This is a genomic window from Streptomyces sp. NPDC050732 (assembly GCF_040654255.1).
Lineage (GTDB): Bacteria > Actinomycetota > Actinomycetes > Streptomycetales > Streptomycetaceae > Streptomyces.
The window spans coordinates 1-16,433 of sequence record NZ_JBFAHP010000002.1 but is presented as its reverse complement, the minus strand read 5'-3'; the positions used below and the strand labels follow the sequence as shown (position 1 = coordinate 16,433).

Here is a 16,433-nt window from a genome sequence, read left to right as displayed (position 1 = left end):
CCTGGTGTGCGGTGGGCAGTTCGTGCTGTGGTGCGGGCATCGTGACCTACTCGGTGGTGGTGTGGTCTGGGGAGTGCGGTGATGTCGGGTCGACTCGTCGCGGAAGGGAGACTCGTCCCCGCGCTGACGTGCGCGGGGACGAGAGATGCGGGATGCGGTTGGCAGCGGCCTGTGGTCAGGAGGCGATCGCTGCTGGCGCGGTCTCGCTCGGTTTGGCTGCGGCGGCTTTGTCGAGTTCGGCCTGGAGCGCGTCCTTGACGCGTTCCGCCTCGTCCTTGCCGATCGAGCGGCCGGTGCCGCGGACCGTGTCCTCGATGTGGCGGCGCGAGGCTTTGCCTCCGCGCCCACGAGGCGCACGGCGGGCGAGGGCGAGCAGATCGGGGTCGATGGCGTCCGTATCCGCTTCGTCGTCCGCGCGGGAAGTGGCGGTGGAATCTGCCACATCGGTAGCCTCTTCCGCCACGTCTGCCGAGCCGCCCGCCACCTTGAGGCTTGTAGGCGAGTGGACGTCGGCAGGGGCGCCGCTGGGGACCGGCTCGGCACTCTCCTGCTCAGCGGACAGCGCGAGGTCCCGCTGGATGATCTGGTAGAAGTGCACCGCGCCGGCCAGGGCGAGCGGCGGGAGCGCAGAGAGCACGGCTACGGTCCAGTCGCTGAGCTGTAGACCGCCGTCCAGGGCTTGCTGGTTGAGGCGTACGGCGTGCAGCGCGTTGGCCCAAATGCTCAGCGTGGTGGCCAGGATGACGAGGATCCACACGTACAGGCGGGCGGCCGTGGAGGCGGTGCGCACCAGGAGCAGGGTGCCGATGCCGATGGCGATGAACCCGTCGATGACGAGGGGGAAGCCGATGGCGAAGAGCGGGCGGATGTGGGCGGAGACGGCCATCTGTCGCAGGGCGTCATAGGACAGGACGAAGCCGATGGTGCCGAGCAGGGCGATGCCGAAGCGGATGGCGCCGGTCTTGGGCGCAGAGGATCCGGATGCGTGCGGGGGCAGGGAGAACCTCCGATGGGTGGGGGCACCTGCGAGCAGGCAAGGCAGCGGGGCAGGGCGCTTTGGCTGCGAGGTGCTGGGACTCGTACCACTCGTCGCGTGCCTGGTCAGCACAGGTACGAGTGGCGTGGTGATGTCGAGACGACTCGTTGCGGGATGCTCACTCGTCCCCGCGCTGACCTGCGCGGGGACGAGTGATGCGGGTGGAGTCGAGTCAGGCTGCGGTGCCGGGCAGGAGCCCGTCGGCTGACGAGGCGGGCGTGTCCGCCGCCTTGGGCTCGGGGCAGTAGCGGGCCCAGGTGTCGAGGAATTGGTTGCGCGCGAACCCCTTGGCCTGGGCGCCGTCGGGGAAGCGGCGGTTGGCCGAGCTGATGCCGTACGGCTTGAGCAGCAGCTGCAGGCCGCGCGGGGTCAGGCCGTTGGCGCCGTACTCCGCCCACGGTGCTTCCTTGTCCGCATTGAGCGCCTCCAGCAGGTGCTTCGTGCTCAGCACGGCCGGGTCACCGACGGCGGCGAAGGCCCGGCGGATGCCGACCAGGAGGCGGGTGCGCAGACCGCCCTCCTCGTCCTGGCCAGCCTCATAGTCGGTCATGGCGCGGCATGCGGTACGGGCCAGCGCGGGCCAGTTGCCTCCGGCGAGGTCGGCGATGATGACCAGCGGTTCCCAGGTGTCTGCCGCACGGTCCTCGACCGGCATGGGCGGCTCCATCTCCATGGCCAGCTCGTACAGCGGCTGCAGCCAGGCGTGGAGGCGGTCGCGGATCGCGTTCAGGGCGGGCGTATCCCGGCCCGTGCGGAAGGACGCAACCTTCTCGCCCGCCGCACGGCGTCGCATCCGGATGACCACCGCGCGGTCCATGATCGTGTCGGGTAGGTCGCCGATCCCTGCCAGCGCGGCCATGGCGAAGGTCGGGAACTCCTGCACCTGGTGCTCCGGCCCCGACACCCGCAGGGTGGGTCGGCCGCGCTGGTGCCCGGCATTGATCAGGCCGCGGACCTCCTCGTTTTTCTCCGCGGCCTTGGTGGTGCTGAACATGGCGTCAGCCTCGTCGACCAGGAGGGTCGGCGGGTCGTCCCCGTCGATCGACCGAAAGATCGCCGCCGCGCTGGCGTTGACCGTGATCAGGCGCTTGTGCACGGTCTCGGTCACCACGTCCAACAGCCGCGACTTACCGCACCGCTTTTCCGGAGCGACGATCGCCAGCCGTGGGGCGTGCTGCCACGCGCGCTGTAGGTGCGTCGCCGCGACCCACAGCGCCACCGCCGTCACGGCCTCCTCGCTCGGCATCGCCACGTACCGCTTGATCTGCGTACGCAGGTCGTCCAGGATCTTCGCTCCCTCGGGCAGCGGCACAGTCCTGGAGGCGTCGTCGAGGTCCTCGTCCGCGGGAGGTGCGGTGGAGTCGGCCGGTCGGCCGGGCACAGCAACTGGGGGCCATGACGTGGCGGCGGCGTCGGGAAGGGATGGCGTACTCGGCTGGGGATCGGTCATACTGGGCATCAGCTCCTCTGCTTGCGGGCCATATGGGACGGCAATCCCGGTCTCCGCAGGTTGATCGCTAGGGATGGCGGTTGAGAGGTTTGCGCTTGAGCCCCCGGCATCGCCGGGGGCTTCTTTCATGTGACGTGCGGTCGTGCGGGGCTCCTCGGGTTGGTCGGGTGGGACCACCACTATGCCACACGAATTGCAGATCGCAGAAGTGTTCTGCATCTCGCAGTACGCATGTTACTGTTAGGGGGTCCTTGCAAATGGCAGGGGAGTGCTACGTACGGAAGGAGGTGGCCATGGCGGATGAAGACCCGCCGCAGGGCGTGTTGCTCAGCGGTGAGGGCAACGTCGCGGTGCGCATCAAGCTGGAACGCGAGGCGCGCGGCTGGAGCACCAACGCTTTGTCCGACCGCATGAACGAGGCCGGCTTCGAGATGAACCCGTCCGCGGTCTGGCGGATCGAAAACGGCAAGCGCCGCATCAACCTCGACGAGACCATCGGCTTCGCCGAGGTCTTCGGCCTCGACCTGCGCAATCTCGTCGGCCCCCCACAGCTGGCCGCCGAGGCCCGCGCCATGGAGCTCATCGACGAGATCGTTGACGCGTTCCGTGCCACCCAGCGCGCCAACATGGCCTTCACCGAGGCGCGCGACGCCCTCGACGCCTACCTCGCCGAGCACCCTGACGTGCGCGAGGAAGCCGACGTCATGGTCTCCAACGCCATCGCGGAGGAGGCCAGCAAGACCATGCTGAAGATGCACGGCCCTCCGGCTGGTGGCGGCGACACCGATCCCGCCGACGAGGCGTAGCCCCCGGCTCCCACTCCCGTGCTGGACCCGCAAACCCCCAGCACGGGCACCTCATCCCCATCCCTTTAGCGATCGACCGGCGGGCGGCGTTGCCGCGCCCATGCCCGCCAGAAGAGGACCCACCCCTTGCGCCAATCCGCGATAACCCCTGCCTCCGCACCGACTCCGCACGCCGAGGCCGCGCTACCGCGCCTCTACGTACCCGAGGAAGTCGCTGCCGTACTCGGCTGCTCCGCCTGGTGGGTCAAGGACCGTGCCCGCCGGCGACTCATCCCATTCACCCGCGTCGGCCGCGCCTACCGATTCTCGGACGAGCACCTTGCCGAGATCATCCGCATGTACGAAGAGCGTCCGGCTCAGACTTTGCAGCGCCCTGGCGCCGCCTCTGCGCCGGCCCGGAAACCGCGCACTCGGCAGCAGCCCGAGATGGCTGCCCCCACGGTCCGTCTCAAGGCCCGCCCGCCACGCCGGACGACCAAGTCCCAGTACGGAACCGCTGCTTAACGCACCCCACACGACAGAGGGGAGGGAAATCTGTGGGGTACGCAGAAAAGCGCGGCGGCTACTGGCGTGGCCGCTACAAGATCGAGGACGGCAAGTACGGCACCGTCGCCGATTCCATGGGCGCCGTGGTCAAGTTCGCCACCAAGCGCGAGGCCAAGCAGGCCGCAGACGCGGAAGAGGTGACCGTTCGGCGCGGCCAGTGGCGCGACCCGAGCCTCGGGCAGGAGACGTTCGGCGAGTACGCGAGCCGCTGGTACGCCGCCCAGGACCTGGCCGCCTCGACCATGCAGAACTACAAGCGCCACATTGAGGAGCACCTGCTCCCGGACTTCGAGGACAAGGCGCTCGCGGGCATCCTGCGCACGGACGTCGACGCCTGGGAGAAGAAGGAGCGGGCCGCGTACGCGGCTTCCAGCGTCAAGACCTGGCGCTCGACGCTCCACCTGATCTTCGAGGACGCGATCGACGAGGGTCTGCTCACGTCCAACCCGGCGGCCCGTCGACGTGGGCGAGGCAAGCGCGCCGGACGTTCCCGTGACCGCAGCCCGGAGAAGGTCGTCACCGACGCGCTCGGCATCCTGCTCACCGCAGAGCGGGCCTCCTTGCTCTCCGGCCGCGACGACGAATTCGTCGCCACGGTCCTCAAGGGCTACACCGGCAAGCGCTGGGGCGAAATCGTCGGCCTGGAAACGGAGTTCGTCCGGCCCAACGCCTTCCGCGTCGAGTGGCAGCTGTACGAACTCGACACCGGCGAGCTGGTGCGCTGCCCGCCCAAGGACGACAGCTACCGCGACATCGACTCGACGGACTGGCTGTCGGCCCTGGTCTTCAACCACATCGCCCGTACGAAGCCGACGCCCTGCCCCTGCCACGGCAGGACGTACGTCTTCCGCGGCCAGGGAGCGGCGCGCACCGGCGGCCACCAGGGCGCCAAGCTCGTCGACGTCGCACGCCGCGCCGGAGTCTCCACAGGCACGGTCTCCAACGTCCTCAACCATCCCGACCGCGTACGCCAGGCCACCCGCGTACGCGTCGAACTCGCCATCGCTGAGCTCGGGTTCGTGCGAGGTGGCATGACGTCGGAGCACGCCGCTCACTGGCGCCGAAACGGCTTCGCCACCTGGCTGTTCACTCCGGCGGTCTCCGGCTGGTACCCGAGGAAGGCACCTCAAGAGGCCCGGCCGGTGCCGATCCTCGGCGAGCCGTGGCCTGGCATCCCGGCCCGAGGCCGAGGCGCCGCTACTCGGGCGGACGCCTGCTGGCTCCCGATCGCCAAGGGCCTCACACCCCACGGCCTCCGGCACACCCACCGGACGATGATGGAGGACCTCGGTACGGAGAAGGTCCTCATGGACGAACGCATGGGCCACATCGACGGCTCGGTCTCAGCCCGGTACGCGCACGTCACTCCAGGCATGCGCAGGCGCCTTACGGCCGGCCTTACCGAACGGTGGGAGGCGGCGCTCGATGCGCGTCGGGTCATGTGCTCGTCCTCACCAGTACGAGTTCTCGATCGCCTGCTGAGGTCGAGGGGATAGAGCGGCTGGCAAGTCGCGAGAGGCGGGGCTGTCGTTGGAACAGTCCCGCCTCGTCGTTTTGAGCTGCTAGTCGTCTGCTCCCAGCGATGGGTCAGGTCCGAAGCCGGTGACTTTCATGCGGGCAAGCCCGCCGGGTGGACTGGTCAGCATGCCGCTCACTCGGACGGGGATTCCGGCATCGTGGCAGTGCACGGCTGTGTGATAGTCGCTGTCAGCGAGGTCCATCCATACCGTGCGGCTGCGGCGCTGAATGAGCGTTTGGACCCCGACGCGCCCGGTGTCGTCATCGGGGTGGCGACTGAGGTCTGTGACCACGCCGTAGATCAAGTGCTCCCGCGTGTAGACCTTGGTCTTGAGTTGTTCGGACACCAGGTCGACGATCTCGATCGCATCGCGGTTGAACTCAACGCGCGCTGGCGTACCTGGCGGTGGTGCAGCTACGCGGGACCAGTTGAATGCCACGTCGAGTGCACTGACGGACTCGGTGTTCACGACTTTGGCGAGGGCCTGACACAGTTCGTAGGAGACCCCCTCGCCGATGGAGTCATTGATCTCGCTGGGCGTGGGTTCGTGGTCGGCGCCTGCCATGTCTTCAAGTACGCCTAGTGCGCGAGACATCGTGGCAGTCACCCGGCGGTCGAAGAGAGTCTCCTCGACCTGGACGTCGATGTGATCCTGACGGGGTGAGTAAACGTCCTCGGGGGAGCGCGCCTGGCTGATGATGGGCACGATGTAGGAGCCGCGACGAGTCTGGCCCAGGCGAACCTCTCGTGCCTGATCACGCGCCCGAGTCGGGAAGTTCCGGAAGTGCCCTTGACGCCGGATCGTTGCCGCCGCCGAGGCCACCCGAAGGCGTTTGGCGGAGACAAAGAGTTCGTACCCGGACTCAAGCGGGATCGATCCGTCGCTCATTGACGGGTGGGAGGCCCGGAGGTCGGTGACGTCGTTGTAGACCGTGGCGACGGCGTCGTGGACAGTCTGGATGTCTTCGAACTCGATCCTCGCCAGGTCTTGGATCAGGATCCGAGCCCTCTTGGCGAAGTCTGGTGCGCCCGGCTTCATCGGAACCAGGACGACTTCGTCCGCCGGCCCTGGAAGCCTCCATAGCTCGGCCACGTCTCCGCCCGATACGGGTGCCCATCCGGTTACCTTGAGATAGCTGCGAATCTCTTCAGGGCCGAAGTCAGGGGTGATGTCCGCCATGTCAGCTCAACCCCAGACCAGCGCTGTGGGTCATGCGACGCGCAGCATCGAACATGGTCCCCATGGCCTTCACGGTGAGCTCCTGGTGCTCAGGAAGGTGGATCGCGGTAGTAGAGCTGCCAGCGGCCTCTCCCATCCCATGAAGGGAGGACCAGTAGCCGTGGCAAGCAAGGACTATCGAATCCGGCTGGTGGATGACCCAGCGGCCGATGTCGGGCGGAACGATGAGCAGCGCAAGGTGACCAGGCGCAGAGCGCTCAGGGTCACGTAACTTGTCGTAGGTCTCGATGTCCAGGTCGAAGCTGTAGCCGCTCCTGATAGTGCGTGGGCTTTGTGTGCACTTGAGCTGGATATCGACCATGAGGCCGCGGGAACGGAGTGTGACGTCGACCCCATCCTTGTCCACGTTCCAGTCGCAGATCGTGTACCCGCCTTGCGTTGCTAAGGCATGCACGTAAGCGCGACTGACTTGCTCCTTCTGCCAGCTCGTTGCCTCAGCAGCCATGACCACCCCCCGGTAGCGTGATCGCGAGGATAAGTGGGATCTGCAAGTGAGGGAATACCGCGTACGCAGGCCAACTTTCCGGAGCCCCTGTTGCGGGCACCTCAGATACCGATTGGCGAACGCACAGGTTCAGCGGCGTGACGGCTGACGTGCGCTGGGTGCGAGATGCAGGACCGTCTGGGAGACCCCGACCAAGATCTTCTCCCAGATTTCTCCCAAACGATCTCCAGAGACGCAGCTAGGGCCTGACCCTCAGAGAGGATCAGGCCCTTGACCTGGTGTTTCAGCTGTCGGGGTGGCGGGATTTGAACCCACGACCTCTTCGTCCCGAACGAAGCGCGCTGCCAAGCTGCGCTACACCCCGATGTCGTTGCTCCACTGGCCTGACGGGCAGGCCGTGGCGACATCGATTACTTTAGCGGACCGGCGGCCGGAGACGAAATCCGGTTTCCCGAGCCGTGGGGCCGGGCCTCAGCCGCGGGGTGCCAGCGTCAGCAGTGTCGCCTCCGGAGGGCAGGCGAAACGCATCGGTGTGTAGCGGCTCGCCCCGCAACCCGCGGAGACGTGCAGGAACGACTTCCGGCCCTCCGCCTCGTGGCGGGAGAGGCCCTTCACGCGGTCCGTGTCCAGGTCGCAGTTGGTGACCAGGGCTCCGTAGAAGGGGATGCAGAGCTGGCCGCCGTGGGTGTGGCCGGCGAGGATCAGGGGGTAGCCGTCCGCGGTGAACGCGTCCAGGGAGCGCAGGTACGGGGCGTGCACGATGCCCATCGAGAAGTCCGCGCCGGCGTCCGGGCCGCCCGCCACCTGCGCGTACCGGTCGCGCTTGATGTGCGGGTCGTCCAGGCCGGTGAGGCCGATCTCGTAGCCGTCGATCTTGAGTGAGCCGCGGGTGTTCGTGAGGTTGACCCAGCCCGCCTCGTCGAAGCCGTCGCGCAGGCCCTCCCACGGGTTGTGGATGACGCCGACCGCGGGGGCGTTGCCGTTCAGGCCGTGCTTGCCCTGTGCCTTTTCGAGCAGGTAGCGGGCGGGGTTGCGCAGCCTCGGGCCGTAGTAGTCGTTCGAGCCGAAGACGTACGCCCCGGGGAACTCCATCAGCGGGCCGAGCGCGTCCAGCGTCTCCGGGACGCCCTCCGGGTCGGACAGGTTGTCGCCCGTGTTGATCACGAAGTCAGGCCGCAGACCGGCCAGCGAGCGCAGCCACCGCTGCTTCTTGCGCTGGCCGGACACCATGTGGATGTCGGAGACCTGAAGGACCCGCAGGGGACGCATCCCCGACGGCAGTACGGGCACCGTGACCCGCCTCAACCGGAAGGAACGGGGCTCGATGCCGAACGAGTAGGCGAGACCGGCCGCGGCCGTCGCCGTGATGCCCAGAGGTACTGCGTATCGCGCGCGCATCCCCCCATCGTGTCAGACCCCGCCGGCCCGCCGGCCGGAGGGCGTTGGAGCCCAACCCCCGCCCGCCACGGGCCCACCCGGCGGAAATCGAGGGGCAGGCAACTCCCCGCACCTGCCACAATCAACCCATGACCACCCTCAAGGCGAAGCTGCACGAAGACCTCACCGCCGCGATCCGGGGGCGCGACGAACTGCGCTCCTCGACGCTCCGGCTGACCCTCACCGCGATCACGAAGGAGGAGGTCGCGGGCAAGGAGGCGCGCGAGCTCTCCGACGACGAGGTGCAGAAGGTCATCGCCCGCGAGGCGAAGAAGCGCCGCGAGGCCGCCGAGGCCTTCGCCGACGGCGGCCGCGCCGAGCAGGCCGCGAAGGAGAAGGCGGAGGGCGAGATCCTCGCCGAGTACCTCCCGAAGCAGCTCTCCGACGACGAGCTCCAGGACATCGTCGCCCAGGCCGTGGAAGAGGCCAGGGCCGCCGGTGCGGAGGGGCCGCGCGCCATGGGGCAGGTCATGAAGATCGTGAACCCGAAGGTCGCGGGTCTGGCCGAGGGCGGCCGCGTCGCCGCCACGGTCAAGAAGCTCCTCGCGGGCTGAGAGCGGATCGATCGCTCAGTTGATACGCCGATGAGGGCGCCCCCTGAAGCAGGGGGCGCCCTCATCCACGTACAGGAGAGACCGTCGAGCGGGGAGCCGGGAGGCTACCGGGGCCAGCCGCCGCCGATCCCGCCCCCGATGCCGTTCCCGCCGCCGCCGTGACCGCCCCCGTTACCGTTCCCACCGTTCCCGTTCCCGCCGAGAACGTCCGGCGGGATCGAGAAGCCGGGCCAGGGATCGCCGCCGCCGTCGCCCCCACCGCCGATCCCGCCGCCGACGCCACCGTTGCCGCTGCCGCCGTTTCCGCCGCCGTTTCCGCCGTCACCGCCCGGCTTGCCGTCGTCGTGACCGCCGCCGCCGTGGTCCCGGTCCTTGTCCTTGCCCCCGCCGGGGATGTGGACGGTGTTGAAGCCCGGCGCCGGCTTGCCCGCGAGGGCGCCGCTCATCGCGTCGCGCCAGATCGGACCCGGCACCTCGCCACCGAAGACCTTGTCGTACGGGACGCCGCCGATGGTGATGTCGACCATCTGCCGCTTGTGCATCGGGTCGCCGACCCAGACCGCGCCCGACATGTTCGGGGTGTAGCCCACGAACCAGGCGGCGTAGCGGTAGTCGGTCGTACCCGTCTTGCCCGCGCTCGGGCGGGAGCCGAGACCGGCCTTCTTGCCCGTGCCGTCCTCGACCACGCCCTGCAGGAGCGTGTTGATGGTGTCGGCCGTCTTCTCCGACATGGCGCGCGAGCACGTCGACTTCGGCACCGGCAGCGACTTGCCGCCGAGCGTCGTGATCGTCTCGATGGCGATCGGCGTGCAGTACGTGCCGCGCGAGGCGAAGGCCGCGTACGCGCCCGCCATCGTCAGCGGCGACATCTCCTGGGTGCCGAGGGCGATCGACGGTGCCTGCACGATCTCCTTGCCGTCGGCCCGCTTCACGCCCATCTTGTCGGCCAGCTTCGTCACCGGGCAGATGCCGATGTCGCCGATGAGCTGCACGTAGTAGGTGTTGACCGACTTCGCGGTCGCTTCCTCCATGCCGTACGGACCGACCTCGGACTCGTTCTCGTTGGTCAGCTTCGCGCCGCCCGAGTTCACCCACTGCTTGCCGCCACAGGTGGCCACCCGCTGCGGATACGGCATCTCGTACGGGGACGAGTAGCTCTGCCCCGCCGACTTGCCGCCCTCCAGGGCCGCCGCCGCGACGATCGGCTTGAACGTCGAACCGGGCTGGTAGCCCGCGCCGCCGCCCATGGAGTCGTCCACGGAGAGGTTGATCGTGGTCTCGTCCTTCTTGAAGCCGTAGGGACGGGACTGGCCCATGCCGAGGATCTTGCCCGTGCCCGGCTCGACGATGGTGGCGGCGGTCGCCACGTCGTCGGTCTTGTTCACGTGATTCTTAATCGAGGCCTGCACCGAGTCCTGGGCCTGCGGGTCCAGCGTCGTGCGGACCTTCAGGCCGCCCCGGTTCCAGACCTTGGCCCGCTCTTCCTTCGTCTTGCCGAAGACCGGGTCGTTGAGGAACACCTCGCGGACGTAGTCGCAGAAGAAACCGGCGCCGCTGACCGAGGTGATGCAGCCGTTCTTGGGCCGGCTGACCTTCAGGCCGAGGTCGGTCTTCTTGGCCTCGTCGGCCTCCGCCTGCGAGATGTCGTGCGTGTCGGCCATGCGCTGCAGCACCACGTTGCGCCGCTTGGTGGCCTCGGCCGCGTCGTTGACCGGGTCGTACCTGCTGGGCGACTGCACGATGCCGGCGAGGAGCGCGGCCTCCTGGACCTTCAGGTCCTTGGCGTGCTTGGAGAAGTACCGCTGGGCCGCGGCCTCGATGCCGTACGCCTGCTGACCGAAGTAGGTGATGTTCAGGTAGTTCTTCAGGATGCGTTTCTTGCCGAGCTTCTCCTCGACCTGGATCGCGTACTTCAGCTCGCGGATCTTGCGGCCCAGCGTCTGCTGCGTGGCCTCGGCGACCTTCGTCGGGTCGTCGCCGGCCTCCTCCACGAAGACGTTCTTCACGTACTGCTGCGTGAGCGTGGACGCGCCCTGCGAGACGCCGCCGCTCTGCGCGTTCTGGTTGAGGGCGCGCAGGATGCCCTTGAGGTCCACCGCGCCGTGCTCGTAGAAGCGGGCGTCCTCGATCGCGACGATCGCCTTCTGCATGTACGGCGAGATGTCCTTGAGCGGCACGACCGTGCGGTCACGTGAGTAGACCGTCGCGATCGATCCGCCCTTGTTGTCCAGGATCGTGGTGCGCTGACTGAGCGGCGGCTGCTTGAGGTTGGCGGGGATCTCGTCGAACCCCTCGACCGAGCCCTTGGCCGCGAGGCCCAGTGCCCCGACCGCGGGCAGGGCGATCCCGGCCAGCACCGCACCCGCCAGGACGCTGACTCCTAGGAACTTCGCGGCCTGCTGAGTTGGTGACAGACCACCGCCCGAGCGCTTCTTTCCCATGAGGGCAGCCTACGTTCTGATTCGCCGGACACGCCTTAATGCCTTGGCCTAAGCTGCTCCCAACTGTCACAGCGGTGCGGTTCGGCAACAAGCCCTGCATCGCTCCCGGATCCGACGAATTCCTGTCCGAATTCGCCTTATGTGGCGCCCGGCGTCCGTTGTGACTTAACTGAACTGTCCCGGAATGCCGGGTTCCTCACGGATGTCGCCCGCTCACTCCGTCGGGTGATCTGCCGCTTACGCATAGTCCGTTCGGGCCATCCAAGATTGGGCCCGAAGGGGGTGTTGCGCTGTGCCCACCTTCCGTAACGTCCTCAACTGGCGGCGGTGCATATGCCGCTGCCGCCGTGGGGGAGCCTCGATTCGGGAGAGGACGGCGCCGGTATGGGCTGGGTAACCGACTGGAGTGCGCAGGCGGCCTGCCGCACTACCGATCCGGATGAACTGTTCGTTCAAGGAGCAGCGCAGAACAGGGCCAAGGCGGTGTGCACCGGATGTCCGGTGCGGACCGAGTGCCTGGCCGACGCGCTGGACAATCGCGTCGAGTTCGGCGTGTGGGGTGGCATGACGGAGCGGGAGCGCCGCGCCTTGCTGCGCAGGCGTCCCACCGTCACCTCATGGCGCAGGCTCCTGGAGACTGCGCGCTCCGAGTACGAGCGCGGCGCGGGCCTGCTGCCCGTGGACTTGGAGGACGAGGAGACGTACGAGAGCTATGCGGCGGTGGGGTAGGCCGTCAGGGCGATGAAACCTGACGCAACCCGCAAGAACACCTGATGCAACCCGCAGAGTGAGACGCGCGGGAACCCACGTACGGGGCGATGAGCCCCGTGCCGGGGCGTCCGGGCCGGTGCACCCCACGTTCCGTCAGCCCGCCAGCCGGTCCCCTACGGCCCGGAGCCCCGCAAGGTCATGCACGTCCCCGGGCAGCGCGGCCACCTCGGCCACCGCCACCTCGGGATGGAGCGCGGTGAAGCGATCGCGCGTGCGCTGCTCCCGCGTGAGCAGCTGCATGCGCTCCGCGTGCAGCCGCAGCAGAGCCGCGGTCAACTGCTCGACGGACGGGTCGGGCGTCACCACGGACGGATCGGGCGTCGTCACGGAGGGATCGGTGGCGGAGTCCTCTGAAGTGATCTGATTTTCGGGGGAGTTACGATCTCCTACCTTCCCGTCCCCCTGATCCACAATGCCGCTCTCCTCAAGATTTTCCGCGGCGGCGAGTGCCCGCTCGGCCGACAGCTGAGCGGCGCCGCTGCCGTGCACCCGGTTCAGTACGAGACCGGCCAGCGGCATGTCGTCCGCGGCGAGCCGCTCCACGAAGTACGCAGCCTCCCGCAGCGCGTCCCGCTCCGGCGAGGCCACCACCAGGAACGCCGTGCCGGGCGCCTGCAGCAGCCGGTACGTCGCGTCCGCCCGCGTACGGAAACCGCCGAACATGCTGTCCATCGCCGTCACGAACATCTGCACGTCACGCAGCAGCTGCCCGCCGAGCAGCTTGCCGAGGGCGCCCGTCATCATCGACATGCCGACATTCAGGAACTTCATCCCGGCCCGGCCGCCCACCTTCGCCGGCGCCATGAGCAGCCGGATCAACTTCCCGTCCAGGAAGGACCCGAGGCGCTTCGGGGCGTCGAGGAAGTCAAGCGCCGAACGCGAGGGCGGCGTGTCCACGACGATCAGGTCCCACTCGTCCCGGGACCGCAGCTGCCCCAGCTTCTCCATCGCCATGTACTCCTGCGTGCCCGCGAAGCCCGCCGAAAGCGACTGGTAGAAGGGGTTGCTGAGGATCGCCCTGGCGCGCTCCTTGTCCGTGTGCGCCTCGACGATCTCGTCGAAGGTGCGCTTCATGTCGAGCATCATGGCGTGCAGCTCACCGGCGCCGTCGATCGCCTTGACCTGCCGCGGAACGTTGTCGAGCGAGTCGATGCCCATGGACTGGGCGAGCCTGCGCGCCGGGTCGATGGTGAGCACGACGACCTTGCGGCCCCGCTCCGCCGCGCGCAGCCCGATGGCGGCCGCCGTGGTCGTCTTGCCGACGCCGCCGGAGCCGCAGCACACCACGATGCGGGTCTTCGGGTCGCCGATCAGGGCGTCCACGTCCAGCGCCCGCCCGGGGGCCAGCCTCCGTGCCGCTTCCTGGCTGCTCGTCATGCGATCCCTTGCTTCCGCAGTTCCGTGGCGAGTTCGTAGAGGCCCGCCAGGTCCATCCCGCCGGCGAGCAGCGGGAGTTCGTGCAGAGGCTGGCCGAATTCGGTCAGCTGGGCGCGCTGGTCGCGCTCCAGGGCGTACCGCTCGGCGTACTCGGCGGCCTGCTCCAGGAGCGGGTCGACGAGCCGCTCGGCACCTCCGCCGCGGCGCGCCCCGCCGAGCCCGGCGGCCGACAGCGACTTGGCGATGGCCGTACGGGGCGTCCGGTCGAGGCCCAGCTCCAGCGAGGCGTCGCCCAGCAGGGCCGGGCGCACCATGTTGACGATGACCCGCCCCACGGGCAGCTGCGCGGCCCGCAGCTCGGCGATCCCGTCGGCGGTCTCCTGGACCGGCATCTCTTCGAGCAGCGTCACCAAGTGCACGGCCGTCTCGGGGGACTTCAGGACCCGCATCACGGCCTGTGCCTGATTGTGTATCGGCCCGATCTTGGCGAGCCCGGCGACCTCGTCGTTCACGTTCAGGAAGCGGGTGATGCGGCCGGTCGGCGGGGCGTCCATCACCACGCAGTCGTACGCGTACCGCCCGCTCTTGTCCTTGCGACGCACGGCCTCGCACGCCTTGCCGGTAAGGAGTACGTCCCGCAGGCCCGGCGCGATGGTGGTGGCGAAGTCGATGGCGCCGAGCTTCTTCAGGGCCCGGCCCGCGCCCCCCAGCTTGTAGAACATCTGGAGGTAGTCGAGCAGCGCGAGCTCGGGATCGATGGCGAGGGCATACACCTCCCCGCCCCCGGGAGCGACGGCGATCTTCCGCTCCTCATAGGGCAGCGCTTCGGTTTCGAAGAGCTGCGCGATGCCCTGCCTGCCCTCGACCTCGACGAGGAGGGTGCGTTTGCCCTCCGTCGCCAGGGCGAGCGCGAGGGCCGCGGCCACCGTGGTCTTGCCGGTACCGCCCTTGCCACTGACGACCTGGAGCCTGCTCACCCTTCCGAGCCTAACCAGTCGCCGCCCGGACCATGCAGGAGCCCACCCTGAGCAGCCCTCCGCACCGACTACAGTCGGCCACATGACCAAGTGGGAATACGCAACCGTGCCTCTGCTCGTCCACGCCACGAAGCAGATTCTGGACACCTGGGGCGAGGACGGCTGGGAGCTGGTCCAGGTCGTGCCCGGGCCGAACAACCCCGAGCAGCTCGTCGCCTACCTGAAGCGGGAGAAGCAGGCATGAGCGGCGCAGTCGAGGCCCGCCTCGCCGAGCTCGGCCTGACCCTGCCGGAAGTCGTGCCGCCGCTGGCCTCGTACCAGCCGGCCGTCCAGTCCGGCGTGTACGTCTACACCGCGGGCCAGCTCCCGATGGTGGACGGCAAGCTCGCCGTGACCGGCAAGGTCGGCGGTGAGGTCACTCCGGAGGAGGCCAAGGACCTGGCCCGCACCTGCGCGCTGAACGCGCTGGCCGCGGTCAAGTCCGTCGCCGGTGACCTGGACCGCGTCGCGCGCGTCGTGAAGGTCGTCGGCTTCGTCGCGTCGGCCCCGGACTTCACCGGCCAGCCCGGCGTGATCAACGGCGCCAGCGAACTCCTCGGCGAGGTCTTCGGCGACAAGGGCGTGCACGCCCGCAGCGCCGTGGGCGTCGCCGTGCTGCCGCTGGACGCCCCGGTCGAGGTCGAGTTCCAGGTCGAGCTCACAGAGGCGTAAAACGGTCCCTCCGGAGTGGCCGTTCACACCGAGCGGCGCTCCGTAGGGCACGATTGTTGCCTCTCGAACATCAGCCCACTAGGGGATAGCCTCCGCCCATGGCAAATGGGCAGTGGTACCCCCCGGAGTGGCCCGACCGCATCCGCGCCCTCGCGAGCGGCGAGCTGACTCCGGCCACCCCGCGCCGCGCCGCGACCGTCATGCTGCTCAGGGACGGCGCGGAGGGCGCTGAAGTACACATGCTGCGCAGACGCGCCTCCATGGCCTTCGCCGGAGGCGCGTACGCGTATCCGGGCGGCGGCGTCGACCCGCGCGACGACGACCACCTGGTGCGCTGGGCGGGCCCCACGCGCGCGTCCTGGGCGGCCCGGCTGGGCGTCGACGACGAGGCCGCGGCCCAGGCCATCGTCTGCGCGGCGGTCCGTGAGACGTACGAGGAAGCGGGCGTGCTGCTCGCGGGACCGACTCCGGAGACGGTGGTCGGCGACACCACGGGCGACGACTGGGAGACGGACCGCGAGGCCCTGGTGACCCGTGACCTCTCCTTCGCGGAGTTCCTCGACCGCCGCGGCCTGTACCTCCGCAGCGACCTGCTCGCCGCGTGGGCCCGCTGGATCACCCCCGAGTTCGAGCCCAGGCGCTACGACACGTTCTTCTTCGTGGCCGCACTCCCCGAGGGCCAGCGCACCCGCAACGCCTCCACGGAGGCCGACCGCACGGTCTGGATCCGCCCGGCGGAGGCGGCCGCGGGCTACGACGAGGGCGAGCTCCTGATGATGCCGCCCACGATCGCCACCCTCCGCGCCCTGACCGCCCACCCGACCCCCAAAGCGGCCCTCGACGCCGCCCCCTCCCAGGACATGACACCGGTCCTGGCCCAAGCCCATATGGAGAACGGCACCTTGGTCCTCTCCTGGCCCGGCCACGACGAGTTCACGAAGCACATCGCCGCGGGCAGCGAACGATGACACCGGGCCGGCCCGCCGGAGACCCAAGCCCCCACCGGCCGGACAGCCGCAAGCGCTCCGGAGGGGACGTGGGGGTATGTGCGAACGGAGCACCGAGCACACATCGGCGTCTTTGTCCGTGTGCCGCGGCGCAGGGATAGCGAGTACGCACATAC

The 16,433-nt window shown here is 68.8% G+C and carries 16 protein-coding genes and 1 tRNA gene; 8 read left to right on the top strand and 9 right to left on the bottom strand.

Features of this window, described 5'->3' with window-relative positions; all coding sequences use genetic code 11:
• Window positions 1–175 precede the first annotated feature (175 nt).
• The gene (locus AB0H82_RS02015) at window positions 176–1,108 is read right to left on the bottom strand and encodes a DUF2637 domain-containing protein (protein WP_362987771.1); all 933 of its coding nucleotides are present in this window, start codon (window positions 1,106–1,108) and stop codon (window positions 176–178) included.
• 100 nt (window positions 1,109–1,208) lie between these two features.
• Entirely contained in the window at window positions 1,209–2,486 is a 1,278-nt protein-coding gene (locus AB0H82_RS02010) for a DUF3631 domain-containing protein (RefSeq protein ID WP_362987768.1), read from the bottom strand.
• 293 nt (window positions 2,487–2,779) lie between these two features.
• Here AB0H82_RS02010 and AB0H82_RS02005 point away from each other — a divergent pair, with 293 nt between their 5' ends.
• The 3 genes from AB0H82_RS02005 (at window position 2,780) to AB0H82_RS01995 (ending at window position 5,334) form a co-directional block, all read left to right on the top strand.
• Entirely contained in the window at window positions 2,780–3,292 is a 513-nt protein-coding gene (locus AB0H82_RS02005) for a helix-turn-helix transcriptional regulator (protein ID WP_362987766.1), read from the top strand.
• Between the two features lie 126 nt (window positions 3,293–3,418).
• Window positions 3,419–3,796 (top strand): helix-turn-helix domain-containing protein, encoded by a 378-nt coding sequence (locus tag AB0H82_RS02000; protein ID WP_362987764.1) that lies wholly within the window; start codon window positions 3,419–3,421, stop codon window positions 3,794–3,796.
• A 32-nt stretch (window positions 3,797–3,828) separates the two neighbouring features.
• Window positions 3,829–5,334: a LacI family DNA-binding transcriptional regulator gene (locus tag AB0H82_RS01995; RefSeq protein ID WP_362987762.1), complete on the top strand. Its 1,506-nt coding sequence runs from the start codon at window positions 3,829–3,831 to the stop codon at window positions 5,332–5,334.
• A 66-nt stretch (window positions 5,335–5,400) separates the two neighbouring features.
• On the opposite strand, the gene AB0H82_RS01990 is transcribed toward AB0H82_RS01995, so the two are convergent.
• From AB0H82_RS01990 to AB0H82_RS01975, 4 genes are all read right to left on the bottom strand, one after another.
• Window positions 5,401–6,537, bottom strand: coding sequence for a hypothetical protein (locus AB0H82_RS01990; protein WP_362987760.1), 1,137 nt, complete (start codon window positions 6,535–6,537; stop codon window positions 5,401–5,403).
• Between the two features lies 1 nt (window position 6,538).
• Complete coding sequence (locus AB0H82_RS01985; protein WP_362987758.1) at window positions 6,539–7,042, bottom strand: DUF4365 domain-containing protein; 504 nt, start codon at window positions 7,040–7,042, stop codon at window positions 6,539–6,541.
• Window positions 7,043–7,332: 290 nt separating this feature from the next.
• Window positions 7,333–7,406, bottom strand: a tRNA-Pro gene (locus AB0H82_RS01980).
• A gap of 107 nt (window positions 7,407–7,513) precedes the next feature.
• The gene (locus AB0H82_RS01975) at window positions 7,514–8,440 is read right to left on the bottom strand and encodes a metallophosphoesterase (protein ID WP_362987756.1); all 927 of its coding nucleotides are present in this window, start codon (window positions 8,438–8,440) and stop codon (window positions 7,514–7,516) included.
• 128 nt (window positions 8,441–8,568) lie between these two features.
• Between AB0H82_RS01975 and AB0H82_RS01970 the strand changes: the two genes are divergently transcribed.
• Window positions 8,569–9,033, top strand: coding sequence for a GatB/YqeY domain-containing protein (locus tag AB0H82_RS01970; protein ID WP_362987754.1), 465 nt, complete (start codon window positions 8,569–8,571; stop codon window positions 9,031–9,033).
• 104 nt (window positions 9,034–9,137) lie between these two features.
• Here AB0H82_RS01970 and AB0H82_RS01965 read toward each other — a convergent pair whose 3' ends face one another.
• A complete protein-coding gene (locus AB0H82_RS01965; protein ID WP_362987752.1) occupies window positions 9,138–11,474 on the bottom strand; it encodes a transglycosylase domain-containing protein in 2,337 nt (778 codons plus the stop codon).
• Window positions 11,475–11,858: 384 nt separating this feature from the next.
• On the opposite strand from AB0H82_RS01965, the gene AB0H82_RS01960 reads away from it, so the two are divergent.
• Window positions 11,859–12,203, top strand: coding sequence for a WhiB family transcriptional regulator (locus tag AB0H82_RS01960; RefSeq protein ID WP_030782081.1), 345 nt, complete (start codon window positions 11,859–11,861; stop codon window positions 12,201–12,203).
• 135 nt (window positions 12,204–12,338) lie between these two features.
• Here AB0H82_RS01960 and AB0H82_RS01955 read toward each other — a convergent pair whose 3' ends face one another.
• Window positions 12,339–13,622 (bottom strand): ArsA family ATPase, encoded by a 1,284-nt coding sequence (locus AB0H82_RS01955; protein ID WP_362987750.1) that lies wholly within the window; start codon window positions 13,620–13,622, stop codon window positions 12,339–12,341.
• Window positions 13,619–14,599: an ArsA-related P-loop ATPase gene (locus tag AB0H82_RS01950; RefSeq protein ID WP_362987748.1), complete on the bottom strand. Its 981-nt coding sequence runs from the start codon at window positions 14,597–14,599 to the stop codon at window positions 13,619–13,621. The genes AB0H82_RS01955 and AB0H82_RS01950 overlap by 4 nt, the downstream gene beginning before the upstream one ends.
• Before the next feature lie 82 nt (window positions 14,600–14,681).
• Between AB0H82_RS01950 and AB0H82_RS01945 the strand changes: the two genes are divergently transcribed.
• The 3 genes from AB0H82_RS01945 to AB0H82_RS01935 all read left to right on the top strand — a co-directional run bounded on the left by AB0H82_RS01945 (window position 14,682) and on the right by AB0H82_RS01935 (window position 16,278).
• Window positions 14,682–14,843 (top strand): DUF4177 domain-containing protein, encoded by a 162-nt coding sequence (locus AB0H82_RS01945; protein WP_003975360.1) that lies wholly within the window; start codon window positions 14,682–14,684, stop codon window positions 14,841–14,843.
• Window positions 14,840–15,310 carry a RidA family protein gene (locus AB0H82_RS01940; RefSeq protein WP_362987746.1) on the top strand — a complete coding sequence of 157 codons (471 nt, stop codon included), beginning with the start codon at window positions 14,840–14,842 and terminating at the stop codon, window positions 15,308–15,310. Before AB0H82_RS01945 ends, AB0H82_RS01940 begins: the two co-directional genes overlap by 4 nt.
• 98 nt (window positions 15,311–15,408) lie before the next feature.
• Window positions 15,409–16,278 carry an NUDIX hydrolase gene (locus AB0H82_RS01935; RefSeq protein ID WP_362987744.1) on the top strand — a complete coding sequence of 290 codons (870 nt, stop codon included), beginning with the start codon at window positions 15,409–15,411 and terminating at the stop codon, window positions 16,276–16,278.
• Window positions 16,279–16,433: the final 155 nt, after the last annotated feature.